Raw genomic sequence first — 19,032 nt, 5'->3', positions numbered from 1 at the left:
CAGATGAAGCTTTTGTTCGAACATGTTCAGATTGCCCCGGACCGATCATGGAAGGGCCTGTATCGCAATCTTCTGGCGATCCCGTTTGAATGGCATTTTCACCCGGAATATGAACTGACATTGACACTTGGAAGTCACGGGCAGCGTTATGTCGGTGATCATATCGGCTCTTATGGCGATGATGATCTGGTGCTGTTGGGGCCCAATCTTCCGCATACTTGGCATTCCGCAAACGCCCAGCCGCCATCGGCCAGCCACGGCGAATTGCGTGCCCACGAAGCCGCCCTGCAGGTTGCGGGGACAACAAAGGGACATCAGGCCTTTGTCTTCTGGTTTACGGCCGACTGGATCAATACCGTTTGCAAAACCATGCCCGAACTGGCCGGGCTTGAAACCGCATTGCGGCTGTCGCGTCGTGGTGTTCAGTTCGATGCGGCAACGGCCCGAAAAGTCGCGGCATTTGCACCGGTCTTTGAGCAAGGCACACCGGCAGATCAGCTTGTCATGTTGATCGACGTGCTTCGGACATTGCTTGATGCGAGCGACCTGATACCGCTGGCATCTGATCGTTTCGATGCAGCAATTCCCGATCATGATGATGCCAGCCGACTGGGCAGGGTTCTTGATTTGCTGCATGGCAGCTATTTCGAACCGGTCAGCAGTGCGTGGATCGCGCGCAATGCCGGCATGAGCGAACGCACCTTGCGCCGGTTTTTCCAGCGCCATATGGGGTCCACCATTCAGGATTATCTGATGGGGTTGCGGCTGGGCCGGGCGGCAAGCTTGCTGTTATCGTCAGATATGCCGATCTATCGGGTTGCCGAAGAAGCCGGTTTTCAAAACCTGTCGCATTTTAACCGCCAATTCCGTCGTCACCGCGGAATGGCACCAAGCAGCTTTCGCAAATCACGGTTCGAAGGCATCTCGAGCCCCGCCGCGACACAAACCCGCCATTCAAAGGCCTGATACCTGATAGCCGGATGGCTTAAACAGGCGGAATTAGGCGGAATCAGGTCCCATAAAGGTCGATATGCCGGTCAAAAGCCGCCCAGAACTGATCACGATAAAGATCGCGTTCCTGCAAGATTTCATGTCGGGCTTCGGGGATTTCCCGGATCGTTACATTCGGGATATGGCCAAGCAGGTCTTGTGTTGTCCGGTTTGAAACGACTTGGTCATTGCCCGCCAGAATGATGGTCATTGGCGGAAGTTTCTGCGCCATGTCGGGCTGTGCCAAGCGATCGGCTGTTTCCGATTGTGCCCTGAAACAGGCATCAAGCCATCCCGCCGATGTGCCACCAACCACCAAATCGGGCGCGGCTTGCAGGATCGTGCGGTTAAGGTCATGGCGGTGCGGATCAGATGTCAGGATGTTTTCCGGATCAAATTCTGCAAGCGGGCTGAGGTTTCGTTGCCCGGGCAGATATTGTTTGTCAAAACCATATCGGCACAAGCTGCCCGACAGGATCTGGGCGGCAATCGAAAACCATCGCGGGCCGCCAAGCCCGAAGAACGGCGCAATCATCACGACACTTTTCCAAAGATCAGGCTGATCAAGCAACATCACCATCGCCACCAGCCCGCCGGTTGAATGGGTCATGACGGTGTCACAGGTAATGCCGTGCTGATGTTTGACGTGATCAATGACGTGACGGGTATCGGCCCCATAATGCGCAACATCACGCACATATCCCATCATCGGGTCCGGGGTGGCGCGTGAAGATCCGCCATGTCCGCGAAAATCGAATGTCACGGTGCCGTATCCGCGCCGGGCCAGATCGTTGGCCGTCTCGCGGTAGCGTTCAACGAATTCACCGCGCCCCTGAAGAATAAGAACATGCCCGCGAGTATCGGGCGGGGTCATGATGGCGATGCGCAGCCGCACGCCATCGGGGCCGGTGAAGTGATCAATGGTAAAATCCATCAGATCGGAAGATGTGCTTTTGCCGGGACGTGATTGCACGGTCATTGCGCAGCGGGCTGTTTGTTTACACCAAGCGATGCCGCAACAAAGATTGCCATCTTGTCCATCATGGCGTTGAAATCAGGATTAAACGTGCCCCGGCGCAGGGTCCCGGGTGTTGCCGATTTCAACAGATTGCGTTCGCCATAAACTGTATCGGTGCCGGACTGGCAGGATGCAAGTTCGTCGGGATCATCATAATGGCCGCAATCAAGTACCGCACCATCAAGACCGTAAACCGGGTTTTCCGGGCTCATGGTAATGGCGGTATGGGCGTGATTGATGGTTCGCATGTCGTCATTGGCGGATTTCACGATATCGATGTCATCACATTGGGGATGTTCATCAACAGTATTGATTTCGCCCTGATACCAGATCATCTGGCGGATCGGGCTTTGGACCTTGTTGCAGAAATAGTCCACGGTGGCCAGTGGGTTAACGGTCTGGTCATCGGAACTGATGGCAACAAAAACCGGAACGTTGGAAGCCGGGATTGATGCATCGCGATACGGGGCGGTCAAAAGATGAAACTCGGCCGCCGCATTCATTGCCATGGACCCGTATTTTCCGGGATCATTTTCAGATCCCTGACCGACCCATTTTTTGACATACCGGACATAGGGTGTCAGCCATGCCATATCGCTTTTGGCCGCAAGCCCCGGGGACAGCATGATCATGGCACTGATGCGCGGATCATTGCTGCGCGCGGCGATATCACGCCCGATCAGGGTGGCGCCGGTTGAATAACCGATTGCGATGATATGTTCGATATCCTTGTCAAACGCCGTCATGCCGTAATTCACGGTATCCAGCCAATCCTGATAACTGACATCGATCAGATCACCGGGCGCCGTGCCATGACCGGGCAACAGCACGCCGTTAAAGGTGGCGCACGGGAAATCCCGGCGCAGCTGATCGCGCACATCGCTTAGCCAGTAGGGGCTGTCTGTCAGGCCGTGAACGGCCAGAAAACCGACTTTTTCACCATGGGCAAGTCCGCGGCCGGTCGTCAAACAGGCGGCCTCGTCCGCCCCAAGAGAATAGGGGCTTCGCATATCGACAACCTGATCAATATCGAACGAACCAAACGGGTCTGCTACGGCCTCGAAACGGGCCGATATGACATCGCGAAGCTGTTTGCGCGTTGCGGTGACATAGTCATCAAAGGCCAAACCGTTGGCCGGGCTTGTGACGGCATTGCCCGACGGCGCATATTGCCCGAACGCCTGCGTGCCAATGCCGATTGCCATGACAGCACCCAGGGCAAGTGACGTGATGCCGGTCCGTATTGTTTGTCGTTTGACCATGGGGTGGCTCCGTATCGGTTGGCGCAAACAATTGTAATCGATATCGTTTCAGGCAGAACGCGATGTTAACCCGTCTCGTGGCCGGGTGCGAACAACAAAAAAAGCGGCCCGTATCCAGACCGCTTTTTCTAAGTCATCATCGTGACCTGTTTGGGGCAGAAAGACAGATGCCCGTTATTCAATGACTTCCCAGCTATGGGTGATTTCGGCGGCCTTGGACAGCATGATCGATGCCGAGCAGTATTTTTCTGCCGAAAGTTCAACCGCGCGTCCGACCTTGGTTTCGTTAAGGTTCTCACCCTTGACCTTGAAATGCAGGTGGATTTTGGTGAAGACCTTGGGATCGGTTTCGGCGCGTTCTGCCTTGACGTCGGTTTCAACATCAAGAACGTTTTCGCGGCCTTTTTTCAGGATGTGCACAACGTCAATCGACGAACAGCCGCCAATCCCCAGAAGCAGCATTTCCATCGGGCTCGGTCCAAAGCCGTTATCCTTGTCCCCGTCCATGACAACGCCATGACCGGTGCCGCTGGTGCCGGTGAAGGTAAGGTTCTCAAGCCACTTGACGCGTGCTTCCATGATAGAATTCCTGTGTTTGAAAAATCATTGTCCCATCCTCTAGCGCGGTTATCGCGCGCCTGCAAGTTGCGATCCCGACAGACGGGATGCAAAATGGCCGATGGCGGACTTCGGGTAGCAAACTGTTATAGGTGTTTTTACTTTCCCGCGTAATACTGTCCCATGAATTCAGACCCTTATGATGTAGGAGTAAAGGGCATGTCACAGGATACAAACCGCAGCAAAAGCCGTTTTATGATGGGCATGGAACATGTCCTGCGTGAAATCAATCACGAAATCATCAGCCCGGCCATACCTGACATGTCGGTGGAAAACGCGGTGCCGCTTATGATCACGGTTGCCCGGTTGCGCGCCGATTATCTGAAATATGCGTTCAAGCTCAGTGCTGATCGCACCGACCAGCACCCGACCGAGGAAGAGCTTAAAAAGCTCAGACATTTGCGCGAAACCTATCAGGAAATGCTGGCGGCGGCGCGTGAACTCGAACATTGCATTGATCGCGGCTATATCGATCTGCCCATTCCGACGAAATAATCTGCAACGACAAGGCCGTAAGGCATTCTTCTGGCCGCAAGAAAAATAATGACTTATCCTCAAGTATATGCAATGGGTGTTGCTTATATAAAGAAAGACCGGTCAAAAAAGGTCTGAGCTGGGACATCTATATAACATAGCCGAGGGAGCACGTCGTTTTGCGGCGTGCGGGGTGTCTTGTCAGTTAGTGTGGATGTGGTGGCAACAGCAGCGTTGTCACGTGATAGTCTTGTTTTTCTTGATAAGGGCGATCTGAAAATCGTTCATGTCAATCCGGCCGCCGAGAAACAGCTCGCTGCGGCGAAAACTGTTTTGCGTGCCGGAACCGAAATCAAACAGTTTCTTGCCTTCCTTGCCAAGAAGGGCGAATTCTCCGACGGGGATTCGGTCGGATCGGTTCGCCACGCGCTGGGCGCGATTTCATCTGGCGGCCGTGCGGATCTGCCGGGATTTCGGCTCGAAAAGACGGTGTTTTCCTGGCACTGCGATACCGGGCCCGGCAATACGATTGCCCTTGTGCTGCGTGATGGTGGCAAGGCCCAGGAACTGGCGCGTGCATTGGCAGACCACAAAATCTTTATCCAGCATCTGATCGATGTGTTGCCGACCCCGGTTTACCTTAAAAACCTCGAAAGCGTTGTGACGCGCTGTAACGGCGCCTTTGCGGAACTGTTTGATCTTCAGGTTACCGACGTTATCGGCAAAAAGCTTGTCGAAGTGGCGCCAAAAGACCTGGCCAAGACCATTACCGATCACGAAAAGGCATTGCTGGTTAAAGAAGGCCAGGTGCGTGATGAAATCTCATTCGCGCTTGGTGATGATAACCGGACGGCTTTGTTTGCCGCATCAAGCCTTAAGGGGCCAAGTGGCAGCATTGCCGGCACCATCGGATCCTTGATTGATGTCACCAGCCTGAAAAAGGCGCAGGCCGAAGTCGCCGAAGCAGCCCAGCGCCTGACCGGGCTTCTGGAAAGTGCGCCGATCGGTGTCGGCATTTCCAGCCGGGAAACCGGGGTGTTCCAGTTTTTCAACAGCACCTTTGCCAACATGCTCGACATCAAGGACGAGAAACAACCGACCGATGCGATTTTGCTGTCGGACCGTTATCGCCAACAGTCGCTGAGCGACATGGATATGCTTGGCGAATTGCATGATGTCGAAATCCGGTTGCGCCGCCCGAACATGTCCGAGGCCAAATGGCTCAAGACATCGCTGGAACCGCTGTCGTTCGAAGGCGAGGAATCGGTTCTGTGGTGGACCAGCGACATCACCAAACAAAAACACGCGGCACGCGAACTGCAAAACAAGGCCAACAACGATGAACTGACCGGCTTGGCCAACCGGGCGCGCTTCATGCAAAAAATTGATCAGTGTGAAACCGTGCTGCGCGGCACCAACACCCCGGCCGCCATGTTCATCCTTGATCTTGACGGGTTCAAGAAACTCAATGACGAGAAGGGGCATGCCGCGGGGGACTGGCTTCTGAGCGAGACCTCCAAACGGTTGAAACGCGCGGCGCGCCGGGCCGAAGAAGTCGCGCGTCTTGGTGGTGATGAATTCACCATGCTGTTCATCAACAAGGGCGGTGAAAAGGAAATGATCGAGATGGCCGATGCCATCTTGTCGGAACTCAATCAGCCCTTCGTGTGGAAAGGCGAAGATTGCGGTGTGACCGCATCAATCGGGTTTGCCGTTTTTGATGGTGGCAGCAGCGACATGAACGAACAGCTGCGCCGTGCCGACAAGGCAATGCATCAGGCCAAGGCATCGGGCAAGGCGCGCCATTGCCTTTATACCCCCGATCTTGAACCGGAACTGCATCAGGACTGACATCGATATCAGACCGCCAAAAGGCCAGCGTCAGCTGGCCTTTTTTGTATCGGTGTCGCGCGGGTTGCCCTGTTCATCAAGGCCCAGTGTTTCAAGTAACGGACCAAGATGTTTTGCATAGGGCTGCCAGCCCTTCAGGCTGGTGCGATAGATCGGCTTGCGGACTTGCAGGGCGCTGTGTGTGCGGACCTGACGTTCGTTCTGATGGAAATTCAGACAGGCATCATCCCAAGGCAGACCGACGAATTCGATCAGTCGGCGGGCTTCTGTTTCAAGATTGTCGACGACATTTTCGTAATCGACTTCGATCAACCGGTCCGATGGCAAAACATCGCGCCAGTGATCCATAAACCGTTCATAGGTATTGTAATAATGCCCAAGATCGCGCTGGTCATAGGCAAAGTTCTGCACACCGCCAAACCGGCGATTATAGATCGAAAAGCATGATGCCACCGGATGACGCCGGCAATGGATGATCCGGGTGTTTGGCAACATCAGTGCCAGCATCCCGGCCCGCGTGAAGTTTGAAGGCAGCTTGTCGACGATCCTGCGGATGGTGGCGGTGCCGTTATCGGTGCTGCCGGACTGGATGCGCGTGATCCGGCCCAGTGTTTCCTTGCGGTATGCCTGACCAAGAATACGGATGAAGTCATCATCGTATTTCATGACATCTTCGCGTGCGGCCCCGTTTTTGACCTTATGCTCGATCAGGGCATGATGGTGATAGACCATGGTATCAAGCTCGCCCGCGCCGAATACATCGGGGTGTGAGCTCAGGATCTGCTCGGTCAGGGTCGTGCCCGAACGGGGCATGCCAACAATGAAAACATGCTGGGGTTCGTCGGCATCGTTACGAACCGGACCAAGATGGGCAAACCGTTCGGCCGGAAACCGGTCACGAACATGATCAAGCATGTCTTCGATCGCAGCGGGGGTGTAATTGATGGTTTGGCGTTTGGTCCGGTTGGCTTCGGCAAGCGCCTTCATTGCGGCATCGACATTCTTGGCTTCCATTTCGACCTTACCGATCGAAAACAGCAGCATTTCCTGTTCGTTTACCGGCATCGATTGATAGCGGCCCGACTGATAGATATCGAAAATGACGGCGCGTGCCGGGTGGTCTTCGGGCACGCGTGTCGCCAAGGTCAGGCAATGCCATGCCCGCACATTATGGGGTTCTTGGGACAGGACAATTTCAAACAATGCGCAGGCTTCCGCGACATTGCCCAGTTCCTTCTGACATTCGCCAATACTGATGCGGATATCATTTATCGCCTTGGCATCGGCATTGGCCTGTGCACATTTCAATGCCTTGCCCAGATGTTGCAGGGCGGCTTCGATGTCATCAAGCGACAGCAACACAACCCCCATGGCACTCCATGCGGTCCAGTCATTCGGCGCAAGGGCAATGGCACGTTTAAGATGGGGAATGGCATTTCGCGTGCCCATGCCGCGGGCTTCAAGAAGCCCCAGCTGCAAGTGAACTTTCCCGTCAAGCGCAAAGTGTTTTATCGCGGCATTCAGAACGGTTTTGGCTTGTGCCTCATACCCGGCATTGGCCAGAACGGCCGAAAGGTCGGTGAAATAGACGGGCTTGGGCGATGCGCAGTTGCATGCGCGCTCAAGACTGCGGACCGCATCGGATACCTGTCCGCTTTCATTGCAAATCAGCCCGTTGATCTGCAACAGATCACCATTGTCGGGATAGTCTTGCAGAAGCTTGCCGCACAGCTTGCGGGCCGCACGTCGATGCCCGGAACTCCATTGCGTCCGGATTTCAGAAAGCCCGGTTGCCAGTTTATGCGCCGGTACCGATGGCGTCGTCCCGCGATTGCCCGGCAAAGACGTGCTGTTTGTGGGCGGTATGGCCGGTTGCAGGCGAAGTTTGGCCCGCACATGGGCGGCGTTTGGTGCTGTTGTGCTTTGATAGTCACTCATGGCCGACATCCTGTTTGCTCAGTGATGCGGGCGAATGCAAAGCCCGCCCATTATGAGCAAACACGTATCAGCAGGCAAAAACTGGCGCGCGACGTGACGATTTTATGGTGTGATCAGTCCGGATTGATGCCAAGTGCCTCGATCAGCGGGGTCAGTTCCTTTTGATAGGGGCGCCAGCGTTCCAGACTGCTGTTATAGACGGGCTGGCGGACTTCAAGGGCGCTATGGGTGCGGACTTCACGCGTGTTGGCATAAAATTCAAGACACGCGTCCTGCCAGTCAAGGCCAAGGAAATCAAAAAGCCGGCGGGCTTCGTGATCAAGGTCGGCAATGACTTTTTCATAATCGACCGTGATCAGCTGATCCTTTGACAGGGTCTTTTCCCAATAGGCCATCAGATCACGATACGCGACATAGAAATTGCCGATTTCACGCAAGTCACACAGATATTTATGCCCGTCGGCAAAGAAATGGGTAAAGCATGAAAACGCGGTATCCATCGGGTCGCGGCGCGCGTGAATGATTTTTGAATTGGGGAATGCCATGGCAATCAGGCCGACCGACACAAAGTTGCCCAGCATCTTGTCAACGATATAGCGCGGGCCTTTGCCATTTTTCAGAACTTCCGGCGGCAGCATCCGCGATACTTCGTCGCGATAGGCCTTTGCAAACAGGGCCAGCCGTTTGGGATCGGCCAAAAGTTTTTTATGGGCGGGCAGGGACGGGAAGCCATCGCCGTAGGCCCGCTTCAAAAGCCCGGGCAGAGTGCGAATTTCCCCGACGCCGAACGCGTCGCTGTGACTGTCAAGAACCTGTTCAAGCAGGGTCGATCCGCAACGCGGCATGCCGACAATAAAGATGAATTGCTGTTCATTCCCGGTTTCGCTCAGAGTGTTGCCGGCTATCGCATCCGGGGTAAAGAAATTCGGCAGGTTCGCAAGGAATGCCAGGGTCTTTTCCTCGTTATAGTCGATCTGTTCACGCTGATAGGCGTTGGCCTTAAGGTAATGGGCCATCGCGGCATTGCCGTCATCGCGCGTCATATAGGCAAGGCCAAGCGCATGGTGCAGATATTGCAGATCAAGCTTCGATAATTTGCCGCGTTCCGCACCGATCATTTTCTCGACCGTTGCGACATCGTCGTCGGTAAATGCCTTGAGCGTTGCCAGTTCCGCCCATGCACGCGCGACATATTTTGTCTGGGCGATTGCGGCGCGAATAAGGGCTGTGCAGCCGTCTTTGTCGCCGATGGTTTTAAGGTGATCGGCCTTGGCCATCAGGGTATTGGCAATATCGGCTGGCGACGGCTTTACATCCGCATCCGATGCACCGGCACCCTGCATGATTTCAAGTGCCTGGTCATAAAGTTCGGCGGCCTGTTTGGGCCGGGATGATTTGGCGACCGAATTTGCAAACAGGGTCCATCGTTGCCAGTTTGACGGGCTTTGGGCCATCACGTGACTGAACAGTTTGACACCCTGATCAAAGAAACCGTTCAGGATCAACATGCTGCCAAGCTGGGCCTGGATTTCCGGATTGCCCGGGTCGCGCTTCATCGCAACCGTCAGGACATTCTGGCTTTCGACATACATTTGCTGTTTGCCAAGCAGTGATGCCAGATCAAGGAAATACAAGCTTTGGCTGTTGGGCGCCTTGCAGGCAAATTCCAGATGTTTGATTGCCCCGAATATATTGCCCTGCTTTTCCAGAACGCCGGCAAAGAAATGCAACAGCGGCCCGTCATTGGGATTGGCCCGCAAATAGGTCGAAACAAGGTCGTAGGTCTTCTGGGATTTGCCCTGCGCCCAAAGTTTCTGCGCCTGCTCCAATACCTGTTCGGGTGTCTGCGATGTCGCCGTGTTCATGAATTTTCCCTGTCGCTATCGTGCAGGCCAAGTGCGGATAAAAGTGGCTGAATATAGGGTTCGTAAGGTTTCCAGCGTTCAACACTGGTTTGATAAAGCTTTTGACGGACTTGTGCCGCACTGGCGGTTCGAACCGACCGGTTTGCCTTTTGGAAATCAAGCACGGCATCGCGGTTCAGCAGGGCCACCATGTTTTTTATATCGTCGCTGTCGGCAGTGAGTTTGGTGATATCGGAAAGATATTTCCAGGCCCGGCCGCAGGTGGGATTGGCTTTCAGCACGCTGCGAAAACAGGTGCGCGCGGCGTCCATATCGCCAAGATGCCGGTGGGCTTCGCCGGTCAGAAGCAGGGTGCGTTCAAGTCGTTCGGGATTGTTGCGCGCAAGTTCGGACGCCCGGTCAAGGTAGGGGATTGCTTCCTTGTCCCGGCCCGTTGCCAGCGCATTTTTGGCCGTCCGCACCAGTTTGTCGGCTTTTTGCCGATTGCGTTTTTCGGAAAAACTGGGCGTTGAAGGTTTGCTGCTCATAGGTCTGATTAAATCCCGATACGAAAGGTCAGGTCAAATCTTATCGGGAAGGGGTAAGCAAACCGTTTAATGATTGCCGCCTGTTATGCACAAAAGATGATATACAAATGAAAACGCCCGGCCAGATGGCCGGGCGTTTCCGATATTTCGCGTCTTCCTTTCGGGTGAAAGGAATTAGCCGCTGTAATACATGTCGAATTCGACCGGGTGCGGAGCCTGTTCGAAACGAACGACTTCTTCCATTTTCAGCGCGATATAAGCGTCGATCAGGTCGTCGGTCATAACGTCGCCCTTCTTCAGGAACTCACGGTCAGCATCGAGGCTGTCGAGAGCTTCGTGAAGCGAACGGCAAACGGTCGGAACTTCTTTGAGCTCTTCCGGCGGAAGGTCATAGAGGTTTTTGTCCATTGCTTCGCCCGGGTGGATCTTGTTCTCGATACCGTCAAGGCCAGCCATCAGCATTGCAGAGAATGCGAGATACGGGTTGGCAAGGGCATCCGGGAAGCGGATCTCGACGCGCTTGCCCTTCGGCGAAGCGGTGTACGGGATACGGCAGGAAGCAGAACGGTTACGTGCGGAATATGCCAGCAGAACCGGTGCTTCGAAGCCCGGGACCAGACGCTTGTAGGAGTTGGTCGTCGGGTTGGTGAAAGCGTTCAGTGCTTTGGCGTGCTTGATGATACCGCCAATGTAGTACAGAGCGGTTTCAGAAAGATCAGCATAGCCGTTACCAGCGAACAGCGGCTTGCCTTCGTGCCAGATCGACTGGTGAGTGTGCATGCCCGAGCCGTTGTCACCGAAGATCGGTTTCGGCATGAAGGTCGCGGTTTTGCCATACTGGTGTGCAACCATGTGGATGCAGTATTTGTAAACCTGAACGGCGTCAGCATGTTCGATCAGGGTGCCGAATGCGATACCCAGTTCGTGCTGCGACGGTGCAACTTCGTGGTGGTGCTTTTCGCAACGCACGCCCATTTCGTTGATGTAGTTGACCATTTCGGCACGGATGTCGTTTGCCGAGTCAACCGGGGGTACCGGGAAGTAACCACCCTTCGGACCCGGACGGTGGCCGCGGTTGCCGCCTTCGAATTCGGTGCCGGTGTTGTACGGACCTTCTTCGGAGTCAAGCGCGTAAGCCATGCTCTCCTGCGAGGTGCTCCAACGAACGTCGTCGAACATGAAGAATTCCGGCTCTGCGCCGAAATATGCGGTGTCGCCGATACCAGCCGACTTCATGTAAGCCAGTGCGCGTTTCGCGGTCGAACGCGGGCAACGCTCGTAACCCTGGCCGGTTGCCGGTTCGATAACGTCGCAAACGAGGATCAGGGTCGGCTGTGCGGTGAACGGATCAACAACAGCGGTCGACGGATCCGGCATCAGGATCATGTCGGATTCGTTGATTTCTTTCCAGCCGGAGATCGACGAACCGTCGAACATGATGCCGTCAACAAAGACATCTTCGTCGATCGTGCAGATATCCTGCGCGGTGTGCTGCCATTTACCTTTGGTATCGGTAAAGCGCAGATCGACAAACTGGATGCCTTTTTCTTTGATCAGATTAAGTACAGAAGCAGCGTCAGACATGATGCAACCCTTTAAAACTCAAATTTAGTTACCGTACGGTGTTCTTTGACAGGCAAGACCGATCAGATCGCGTCGTTGCCCCGTTCACCGGTACGAATACGGATCGCGTCCTCGAGTGAGGAAACGAAAATTTTACCGTCGCCGATACGGCCGGTATGAGCGGCTTGCTGGATTGCCTCAATCGCACGCTCAACCAGCGTGTCCTCGACGACGATTTCCAGCTTTACCTTCGGCAAAAAGTCCACAACATATTCGGCGCCGCGATACAGCTCCGTGTGACCTTTCTGACGGCCGAAACCTTTGGCTTCGGTGACGGTAATCCCTTTGAGGCCGATCTCCTGAAGGGCCTCTTTTACCTCGTCAAGCTTGAATGGCTTGATGATGGCTTCGATCTTTTTCATTAAGCGCCCTCTGCTTTTTGCGAGAGTTGCGTAGAACTCGGAAAGCGTAATGCTTCGCACGGTGTCTGTTGCACGGACCATGCCAAGTTTGGTCCGCGGTGGCATTCTAAGGATTCTTTGCGCGAAAACCCAGCAAAACCCATGAAATTTTTAAGATTTTCTTGATTGCAGGTGATCGAGTTTTAGGCAAAATGATCAAAAAATATGCAAACGCCCTGCATCATCGCCGGGCAGAGTGATCCGGATTGCTCAATCCTTGCCAGAATGACACCGGCATGCGACAGGATTTGCCGCAAAAGAGTGAATTGTGTCATGCATATGCGCCAGATGACCTTTAATCGGTCTGTCTGATATATGGACTCGAACAATTTGCCTTTGGGCGATTATAGTACGGCACGGATGACCCATAAAATGGCCTGATCGGGCCGGGCTGCAACCGGACGCCACCATCCGGCGAACGCATATAATATAAAGGACGCCTCATGACCGAATTTGTCGGCAACCCGCTTTTTGCTTCGGGCGGTATTACGATCTTTGAAGTGATGAACGAACTGGCCCAGAAACATCAGGCCATCAATCTGGGGCAGGGTGCACCCGATACCGACGGCCCGGCCGATATCCGCGAAGCCGCCGCCAAGGCCACCATGGAACTGTCCAACCAGTATCCGCCGCTTGCCGGGGTGCCCGAATTGCTTCAGGCCGTTGCCGATCACAATAAACGGTTCTATGGCATCGATGTCGATCCGAAAACAGAGGTTCTGGTTGCGGTCGGCGCGACCGAGGGGCTGGCTGACGTGATCCTTGGTCTGGTGGCCCCGGGTGACGAAGTCATTCTGATCGAACCGCTTTATGACAGCTACCTTCCGATGGTGAAGCTGGCCGGTGGTATTCCCAAACTGGTGCGCGTGACCCCGCCGCACTGGGAATTGCCGCGCGAAGAACTGGCCGCCGCCTTTAGCGAAAAAACCAAGCTGATCCTGATCAACTCGCCGCAGAACCCCTGTTCCAAGGTTTATAGCGACGACGAACTGCAATTTGTTGCCGATCTGTGCATCAAGCATGATGTTATCGCGCTGTGTGACGAGGTGTATGAACATCTGGTCTTTGATGGCCGCAAACACAAACCGCTGATGACGTTTCCGGGCATGCATGATCGCACCGTGCGGATCGGATCGGCGGGCAAGACATTCTCGCTGACCGGGTGGAAGATCGGTTATGTCACGGCCTGTGCCAAACTGATGGAGCCGATCAAAAAGGCGCACCAGTTCCTTGTCTTTACCGTGCCGCCGGGGCTTCAGCACGGTGTGGCCTATGGGCTGAACAAGGATGACGAATATTTCGAAACCTTCACCGCCGAAATGCAGGCCAAGCGTGATTTCCTGATGAAGGGACTCAAGGAAGTCGGGTTTGATGTCCTGGATTCCCAGGGGACCTATTTCATCACCTGTGATTTCCGCCCGCTTGGCTATGATTGTGATGATGTCGAATTCTGTCAGATCATGATCAAGGAAGCCGGTGTGGTCGCCATCCCGGTGTCGGCCTTCTATCAAGGTGAAGACGGTGGCGTGCGCCATTTCGTGCGGTTCTGCTTCTGCAAGGAAGAAACAAAGATGCAGGATGCCATCGACCGCATGAAAAAGGCCTTTGCCAAATAGGATTGCCGTGCCGTGATCCGGCTGGTGCCGGATATGTCGATACACAAAGGGCGCAAGCAGATGCTTGCGCCCTTTGTCATTTAAGAAGGTCGATACCTGCTGATCAGGATTTGACCATTTCCCAACTGCCGGTCTTGGCCGAACGGGCCAGGGCATCAAGGATCTGCATATTCATGATCGCATCTTCAATTGGATAATCGACCGGGCTTTCACCGGCAAAGATCGCGGTCGCCGATTCCCCTTGCAGGGTGTAGTGATTGCAGACCGGGAATTTGATTTCGCGGGCTTCGTCAAAGCCCGGCTGTTTCTGCCCGCCAACCCGGATGATTGCCGGGTTTTCCGGGATCGGGTTGAACGGCATCAGGATTTCGATCCGGCCCTCAGAGCCAAGAATATGCACGCGCTGAACTGCGGCGGACTGGGTGCCGCAAACAAAGCTCGCCTGAAGGCCCGAACCGAAATCAAGCATCCCCGATACAAGCCGGTCGGTGCCGAATTTCGGGTCCTTGTCCATCAGCGACACAACGCGGACCGGCTCCTTTGCCGTGACAAAGCGCGGGCCGACAACGCAATAACAGCCGATATCAAGCAACCCGCCGCCGCCAATGTCCTTTTTGTTGCGCACATTGTTCGGATCGGCATTGAAATAGGTAAAGATGCTTTGCACTGCGGTCAGCTGGCCGATCTGACCGCTTTCGACGATCTTGCGGGCTTCCAGCCATTGCGGATGATGACGCACCATAAAGGCTTCAAGAACCTGTTTGCCGCTTTTGTCGCGCGCAGCAATCAGGCGCTTGGCATCTTCGGTATCAAGGCCGATCGGCTTCTCGCACAGGACATGTTTGCCTGCTTCCAGCGCCTTGATCGTCCATTCGACATGAAGATGGTTGGGCAGGGGATTGTAAACCGCCTCGATTGACGGGTCGGCCAGAAGCTCCTCATAGGAGCCATAGGCACGCGGAATACGCAAATTTTCGGCGACCTCGCGGGTCTTTTCAAGATCACGTCCGGCAATCGCCAGAATTTCAAGCTTGTCGCTTTCCTGCATGGCCGGAATGACCTTTTCCGTGCCGATCTTGGCGGTGCTGATAACGCCCCACTTCATTCCGATACTCCGTCTGTTTTTCTGTTTTGTGGCCGGTTGCCCCAAGATCAACCATCGGGTGCCGGCAATCCGCAAATACATATATGCATGGTTTTGCACGCTGTTTTGCGGTTCAGTTCGTGACCCCGATTAATTAAGGCATGTGGCCCGACATGCAAGATGTTCAGACGGGTAGGTCGGCGAATTTGTATGAAGAATTCACCAGCCAAACCACCACCACATCGCCCAAGCCCGCAAAATTCGGCGCTTTGAAGGGCTTGGGAAAAATCAGCGGAAAAAAGTGAAAATATGCGCTTGACGTTGGGGGCCACGGGCCATATAAACCGCGCCACACGATGGCGGGTGTAGCTCAGGTGGTTAGAGCACCAGATTGTGGCTCTGGGGGCCGTGGGTTCAAGTCCCATCACTCGCCCCAAAAATTCAAAGGCTTAGAGGTTCACCCTCTAAGCCTTTTTTGGTTTAGGTAGCAAATAGGTAGCAAAAAACTGCGCTATCCGGGGGCGTCGGAATTTGGCATGACGTCACATTCCTGCCCAAAGTTTTCTCGTTTATACTGCCGCAAAGCCTTGATGCCGTATCGGATTGCGCCAGCAGCCTTCACAGGTTTGGGGCCTGTGCCTTCGCTCCGCCAGAAAGCCAGGGTCGCAGTCGAAATAGGCTTATTGCATCTTCCAAGAATACCCGCCTGCGCCCAACGGTTAGAAACTTGCTGTGATGTCAGAAATAACGGTGCGCTCATGCAGGGGCTCCTACCGCTAACTTGAGCCCGGGCGTTAGCCATTTTGTTCTTTTCGCCTCAGGCGTCATGTTTGTGTCACTCCATGTTCTTTCATCATGGTAGCAACGAACTCGGTATGACCGTTACAGTAGATATTCGTACCGGAGAGCGTCGGTTATTGGAATATGTCCTTGGTCCGATGTTGTGGTATCGGGATGAGAGTTTGAGGGAAAGGTAGGGGCGAGGTGCGGATCAATGTATTGGAAGGGTGTAATAGAGTGAAAATTCTACCTTTAGTTATTTTTTTTGTGGCGTGGGTTCACTCAGGCGCGGCTGTGTCAAAGGTGTACTACGTTGATTTAGAGGGAAATATTTCCGAAAAAGAAAATTTGCTGGTTGCAGATCACGCGCCAATTGACGTGGTGTCAATACTGGATGTTGGTACTAATATATCGGAAATTTATAAAATAAATGAAAAGTATAGGGGTTATTTTAATTTTATTAATCCAGGTGAAGTTGTTCCTGTTTATGCAATTGTTTTTTCAATTCAAAGTGAAGATGAAATTATTGATTCTATGATTTCTTCCGGAAGAGCAACAAATGAGCTATTTTATAATCATGACTATGTTGATAATCATAGTGATTGTATTATTAGGGTGATATATAACGAAAATAGATTCGTTTATTCATTTAATATGTTTGTTTTTGATGGAAGTTACTCTTCATATGACTCGTGTTTGAGTGAGTTTTACGAAACATTTCAAGGTTTTAAGTATATTGAAGATTAGATTGTGCCAGGTAAAATTTTTTATTTTTAAGTGTGAATTGGGGAGGGGGTATTTAAATGGAAGGTGGTGCGTCAAGTAGTTCAGGAAGTTCTGGGGGCACTCGTCCGGTGGTAGGGCGTCGCGAGATAGTGTTCGCGGAGGTCGGTCTGTCAGTGAAACTAAGTCACCCAACAACCCTTCTTATTCCGATTACCCCGGCGGGGGTAATGAAAGCGGAGATTCTAGTTCTTCGGCGGCTGCAAAAGTTTCAGTGCAAGTTGACGAAGCTGCTGAGGCTGATGTGCAAAAGGCCAATGCCGATATCGCCATGGCACAGGAACGGCTGCAAAGCACATTGGCGGACTTTGAAGAAAACCTGTTTGACGAGCGCGCGCGGCTTGATCAGGAATGCGGATCATTGGTGCAGTAACGTATCAAGGTCGAACGCCGCCGCGATCAGTAGGTCCTGCGCGCCCCGATTGATGGTGTGGTGCAGGAGTTGGCGGTCACCACCATCGGCGGCGTGGTGGAAGCCGCACAAGCCCTGATGAAGATCGTCCCTGATGGCAGCAAACTGGTGCTTAGGTCAAGCTTGCCAACCGGGATGCCGGCTTTGTTGATATTGGGCAACGTGACTTTCTTTTTCTCAGCCCTTGCTCCTGTATTGGTGGGGAGTACTATTTGGCTGTGCTGTACTTCCCTGTGGCATTGGCTCTGAGTGGATCTACTACGGTCTCTGCACTTGGTATTTGTTTGCTGTTGGTCGTGTCTAGGATCAACAAAAGTCTTGCTGAGGCAGATGGAGCTGCAATTCCGACTACATACAATTGGTTCTTTGAACTTGTAACTCTGGCGGGATTTTTGTTCGCAACCACTATTGTGATTGTTGCACTTCATGTGAATGTAATTATTGCAGGTAGCCCACTGAGCGATGATGAAAAGCGAGCATGCGTAAGTTCAGCAGCGTTTGATTTCTCAAGCGAAGAAGAAGCTACATACTTTCTGAATGGCGGTGATCTGCAGTTGCCGAAGTCCGGCCCGTTCACATGGCCATTCGAATTTCTGCATGATGCCAGTAGAAATTGCTGGACAGCTATTCATTACAAAGTGAAGCGGTGATAGTGTCTCTTTGACATTCCCAACTCCCACCCAATCTGCTAGGAAACCCTCCATATTCCCAAACGGGGCTCAATGGTTGCCAGGAGATCGCCACATGTCGACACAACGCATTACCCTTCGCCGTCCGGATGACTGGCATTTGCATCTGCGTGATGGTGAGATGCTCAAAGGTGTGATTGGCGAGACGTCGGAGCATTTTGCCCGTGCGATCATCATGCCGAACCTGGTGCCGCCGGTGGTCAAAACTGCTGATGCCGTGGCCTATCGCGACCGCATCACCGCAGTCATTCCGCAAGGCCATGATTTCACCCCGCTGATGACCCTGTATCTGACCGAGGGCACCAATCCCGATGATATCGAGGAAGGATATAAGGCCGGTGTGATTACCGCCTTGAAGCTGTATCCGGCCGGGGCAACCACCAATTCCGACAGCGGGGTTCGCAATTTCGATAATGCGATGCCGGCGCTTGAGCGGATGGCAGAGCTTGGTATTCCGCTTTGTGTGCACGGCGAAGTCACCGATGCGGATATTGATATCTTTGATCGTGAAGCGGTGTTTATCGACCGGGTTCTTGATCCGCTGCGCAAGCGTCTGCCGGAACTGCGTGTGGTGATGGAACACATCACGACCGAAGACGGCGTTGAATATGTCAAAGCCAATGACAAAAATCTGGGCGCGACCATCACGACGCATCACCTGATCATTAACCGTAATGCCATTCTGGTCGGCGGCATTCATCCGCATATGTATTGCCTGCCGGTTGCCAAGCGTGAAAAGCACCGTTTGGCCCTGCGTGCGGCGGCAACATCGGGCGATGCGCGCTTCTTCCTGGGGACTGATTCAGCCCCGCATACCGATGATCGCAAGGAAAGCCCTTGCGGCTGTGCCGGTATCTTTACCGCCAACAACACCGTGCAGCTTCTTGCTCATGTGTTCGAGCAGGAAGGCGCGCTTGACAAGCTTGAAGCCTTTGCCTCGATCAACGGGCCGCAATTCTATGGTCTGCCGCTAAACGGTGATCAGATCACGCTGGAAAAACGCGCGGAACCGGCGAAATTCCCCGCCAAGATCGAAACCGGCGACGGTCCGGTCACGGTGTTCAATCCGGGCTTTGATATTTTCTGGCATTACGCATAGGG

18 protein-coding genes and 1 tRNA gene are annotated in these 19,032 nt (G+C 53.7%); 10 read left to right on the top strand and 9 right to left on the bottom strand.

What is annotated here, in order from left to right; all coding sequences use genetic code 11:
* Positions 1–3 precede the first annotated feature (3 nt).
* On the top strand, positions 4–966 hold the full coding sequence (locus CU041_RS15680; protein ID WP_101247636.1) for a helix-turn-helix domain-containing protein: 963 nt from the start codon (positions 4–6) through the stop codon (positions 964–966).
* Between the two features lie 43 nt (positions 967–1,009).
* Here the strand turns inward: CU041_RS15680 and CU041_RS15675 are convergent, their stop codons facing one another.
* The 3 genes from CU041_RS15675 to CU041_RS15665 all read right to left on the bottom strand — a co-directional run bounded on the left by CU041_RS15675 (position 1,010) and on the right by CU041_RS15665 (position 3,849).
* Positions 1,010–1,969 (bottom strand): alpha/beta hydrolase, encoded by a 960-nt coding sequence (locus CU041_RS15675; RefSeq protein ID WP_233433132.1) that lies wholly within the window; start codon positions 1,967–1,969, stop codon positions 1,010–1,012.
* A complete protein-coding gene (locus CU041_RS15670) occupies positions 1,966–3,270 on the bottom strand; it encodes an alpha/beta hydrolase (RefSeq protein WP_101247635.1) in 1,305 nt (434 codons plus the stop codon). The genes CU041_RS15675 and CU041_RS15670 overlap by 4 nt, the downstream gene beginning before the upstream one ends.
* A 174-nt stretch (positions 3,271–3,444) precedes the next feature.
* Complete coding sequence (locus CU041_RS15665) at positions 3,445–3,849, bottom strand: OsmC family protein (RefSeq protein ID WP_068518502.1); 405 nt, start codon at positions 3,847–3,849, stop codon at positions 3,445–3,447.
* A 198-nt stretch (positions 3,850–4,047) separates the two neighbouring features.
* On the opposite strand from CU041_RS15665, the gene CU041_RS15660 reads away from it, so the two are divergent.
* A complete protein-coding gene (locus CU041_RS15660) occupies positions 4,048–4,383 on the top strand; it encodes a hypothetical protein (RefSeq protein ID WP_068518501.1) in 336 nt (111 codons plus the stop codon).
* 177 nt (positions 4,384–4,560) lie between these two features.
* The gene (locus tag CU041_RS15655) at positions 4,561–6,213 is read left to right on the top strand and encodes a diguanylate cyclase domain-containing protein (protein WP_233433131.1); all 1,653 of its coding nucleotides are present in this window, start codon (positions 4,561–4,563) and stop codon (positions 6,211–6,213) included.
* Between the two features lie 30 nt (positions 6,214–6,243).
* Here CU041_RS15655 and CU041_RS15650 read toward each other — a convergent pair whose 3' ends face one another.
* The 5 genes from CU041_RS15650 to CU041_RS15630 form a co-directional block, all read right to left on the bottom strand.
* Positions 6,244–8,151 (bottom strand): tetratricopeptide repeat-containing sulfotransferase family protein, encoded by a 1,908-nt coding sequence (locus CU041_RS15650; RefSeq protein WP_170310275.1) that lies wholly within the window; start codon positions 8,149–8,151, stop codon positions 6,244–6,246.
* A gap of 113 nt (positions 8,152–8,264) precedes the next feature.
* The gene (locus CU041_RS15645; protein WP_101247633.1) at positions 8,265–10,016 is read right to left on the bottom strand and encodes a tetratricopeptide repeat-containing sulfotransferase family protein; all 1,752 of its coding nucleotides are present in this window, start codon (positions 10,014–10,016) and stop codon (positions 8,265–8,267) included.
* Positions 10,013–10,543: a tetratricopeptide repeat protein gene (locus CU041_RS15640; protein WP_101247632.1), complete on the bottom strand. Its 531-nt coding sequence runs from the start codon at positions 10,541–10,543 to the stop codon at positions 10,013–10,015. Before CU041_RS15640 ends, CU041_RS15645 begins: the two co-directional genes overlap by 4 nt.
* Positions 10,544–10,717: 174 nt before the next feature.
* Entirely contained in the window at positions 10,718–12,127 is a 1,410-nt protein-coding gene (glnA, locus tag CU041_RS15635) for a type I glutamate--ammonia ligase (protein ID WP_008890688.1), read from the bottom strand.
* Positions 12,128–12,189: 62 nt separating this feature from the next.
* Positions 12,190–12,528, bottom strand: a complete 339-nt coding sequence (locus tag CU041_RS15630) for a P-II family nitrogen regulator (RefSeq protein WP_007091888.1) — start codon at positions 12,526–12,528, stop codon at positions 12,190–12,192.
* Between the two features lie 482 nt (positions 12,529–13,010).
* Here CU041_RS15630 and CU041_RS15625 point away from each other — a divergent pair, with 482 nt between their 5' ends.
* On the top strand, positions 13,011–14,183 hold the full coding sequence (locus CU041_RS15625) for an aminotransferase (RefSeq protein WP_068518497.1): 1,173 nt from the start codon (positions 13,011–13,013) through the stop codon (positions 14,181–14,183).
* Between the two features lie 103 nt (positions 14,184–14,286).
* Here the strand turns inward: CU041_RS15625 and CU041_RS15620 are convergent, their stop codons facing one another.
* Positions 14,287–15,288 (bottom strand): Gfo/Idh/MocA family protein, encoded by a 1,002-nt coding sequence (locus tag CU041_RS15620; RefSeq protein WP_101247631.1) that lies wholly within the window; start codon positions 15,286–15,288, stop codon positions 14,287–14,289.
* A gap of 338 nt (positions 15,289–15,626) precedes the next feature.
* Between CU041_RS15620 and CU041_RS15615 the strand changes: the two genes are divergently transcribed.
* The 6 genes from CU041_RS15615 to pyrC all read left to right on the top strand — a co-directional run bounded on the left by CU041_RS15615 (position 15,627) and on the right by pyrC (position 19,030).
* Positions 15,627–15,703 (top strand) — tRNA-His (locus tag CU041_RS15615).
* A 581-nt stretch (positions 15,704–16,284) separates the two neighbouring features.
* Positions 16,285–16,794: a hypothetical protein gene (locus tag CU041_RS20700; protein ID WP_170310274.1), complete on the top strand. Its 510-nt coding sequence runs from the start codon at positions 16,285–16,287 to the stop codon at positions 16,792–16,794.
* A gap of 250 nt (positions 16,795–17,044) precedes the next feature.
* Positions 17,045–17,203, top strand: a complete 159-nt coding sequence (locus CU041_RS20695; protein WP_170310273.1) for a hypothetical protein — start codon at positions 17,045–17,047, stop codon at positions 17,201–17,203.
* Positions 17,204–17,260: 57 nt separating this feature from the next.
* Complete coding sequence (locus CU041_RS21080; RefSeq protein WP_407702981.1) at positions 17,261–17,491, top strand: hypothetical protein; 231 nt, start codon at positions 17,261–17,263, stop codon at positions 17,489–17,491.
* On the top strand, positions 17,455–17,892 hold the full coding sequence (locus CU041_RS20690) for a hypothetical protein (protein ID WP_170310271.1): 438 nt from the start codon (positions 17,455–17,457) through the stop codon (positions 17,890–17,892). Before CU041_RS21080 ends, CU041_RS20690 begins: the two co-directional genes overlap by 37 nt.
* A 94-nt stretch (positions 17,893–17,986) precedes the next feature.
* A complete protein-coding gene (gene pyrC / locus CU041_RS15605; protein ID WP_101247629.1) occupies positions 17,987–19,030 on the top strand; it encodes a dihydroorotase in 1,044 nt (347 codons plus the stop codon).
* Positions 19,031–19,032 lie beyond the last annotated feature (2 nt).

Source organism: Thalassospira povalilytica, from assembly GCF_002844235.1.
Classification (GTDB): domain Bacteria; phylum Pseudomonadota; class Alphaproteobacteria; order Rhodospirillales; family Thalassospiraceae; genus Thalassospira; species Thalassospira povalilytica.
Note: the sequence above shows the minus strand (reverse complement) of the source record. Positions and strands in the feature narration are given on the sequence as shown.

Excerpts from the sequence above, each read along its gene's own strand:
- CU041_RS15680 (WP_101247636.1), top strand. The coding sequence starts at position 4 with ATGAAGCTTTTGTTCGAACATGTTCAGATTGCCCCGGACCGATCATGG.
- CU041_RS15675 (WP_233433132.1), bottom strand. The coding sequence starts at position 1,969 with ATGACCGTGCAATCACGTCCCGGCAAAAGCACATCTTCCGATCTGATG.
- CU041_RS15670 (WP_101247635.1), bottom strand. The coding sequence starts at position 3,270 with ATGGTCAAACGACAAACAATACGGACCGGCATCACGTCACTTGCCCTG.
- CU041_RS15665 (WP_068518502.1), bottom strand. The coding sequence starts at position 3,849 with ATGGAAGCACGCGTCAAGTGGCTTGAGAACCTTACCTTCACCGGCACC.
- CU041_RS15660 (WP_068518501.1), top strand. The coding sequence starts at position 4,048 with ATGTCACAGGATACAAACCGCAGCAAAAGCCGTTTTATGATGGGCATG.
- CU041_RS15650 (WP_170310275.1), bottom strand. The coding sequence starts at position 8,151 with ATGAGTGACTATCAAAGCACAACAGCACCAAACGCCGCCCATGTGCGG.
- CU041_RS15645 (WP_101247633.1), bottom strand. The coding sequence starts at position 10,016 with ATGAACACGGCGACATCGCAGACACCCGAACAGGTATTGGAGCAGGCG.
- CU041_RS15640 (WP_101247632.1), bottom strand. The coding sequence starts at position 10,543 with ATGAGCAGCAAACCTTCAACGCCCAGTTTTTCCGAAAAACGCAATCGG.
- glnA (WP_008890688.1), bottom strand. The coding sequence starts at position 12,127 with ATGTCTGACGCTGCTTCTGTACTTAATCTGATCAAAGAAAAAGGCATC.
- CU041_RS15630 (WP_007091888.1), bottom strand. The coding sequence starts at position 12,528 with ATGAAAAAGATCGAAGCCATCATCAAGCCATTCAAGCTTGACGAGGTA.
- CU041_RS15625 (WP_068518497.1), top strand. The coding sequence starts at position 13,011 with ATGACCGAATTTGTCGGCAACCCGCTTTTTGCTTCGGGCGGTATTACG.
- CU041_RS15620 (WP_101247631.1), bottom strand. The coding sequence starts at position 15,288 with ATGAAGTGGGGCGTTATCAGCACCGCCAAGATCGGCACGGAAAAGGTC.
- pyrC (WP_101247629.1), top strand. The coding sequence starts at position 17,987 with ATGTCGACACAACGCATTACCCTTCGCCGTCCGGATGACTGGCATTTG.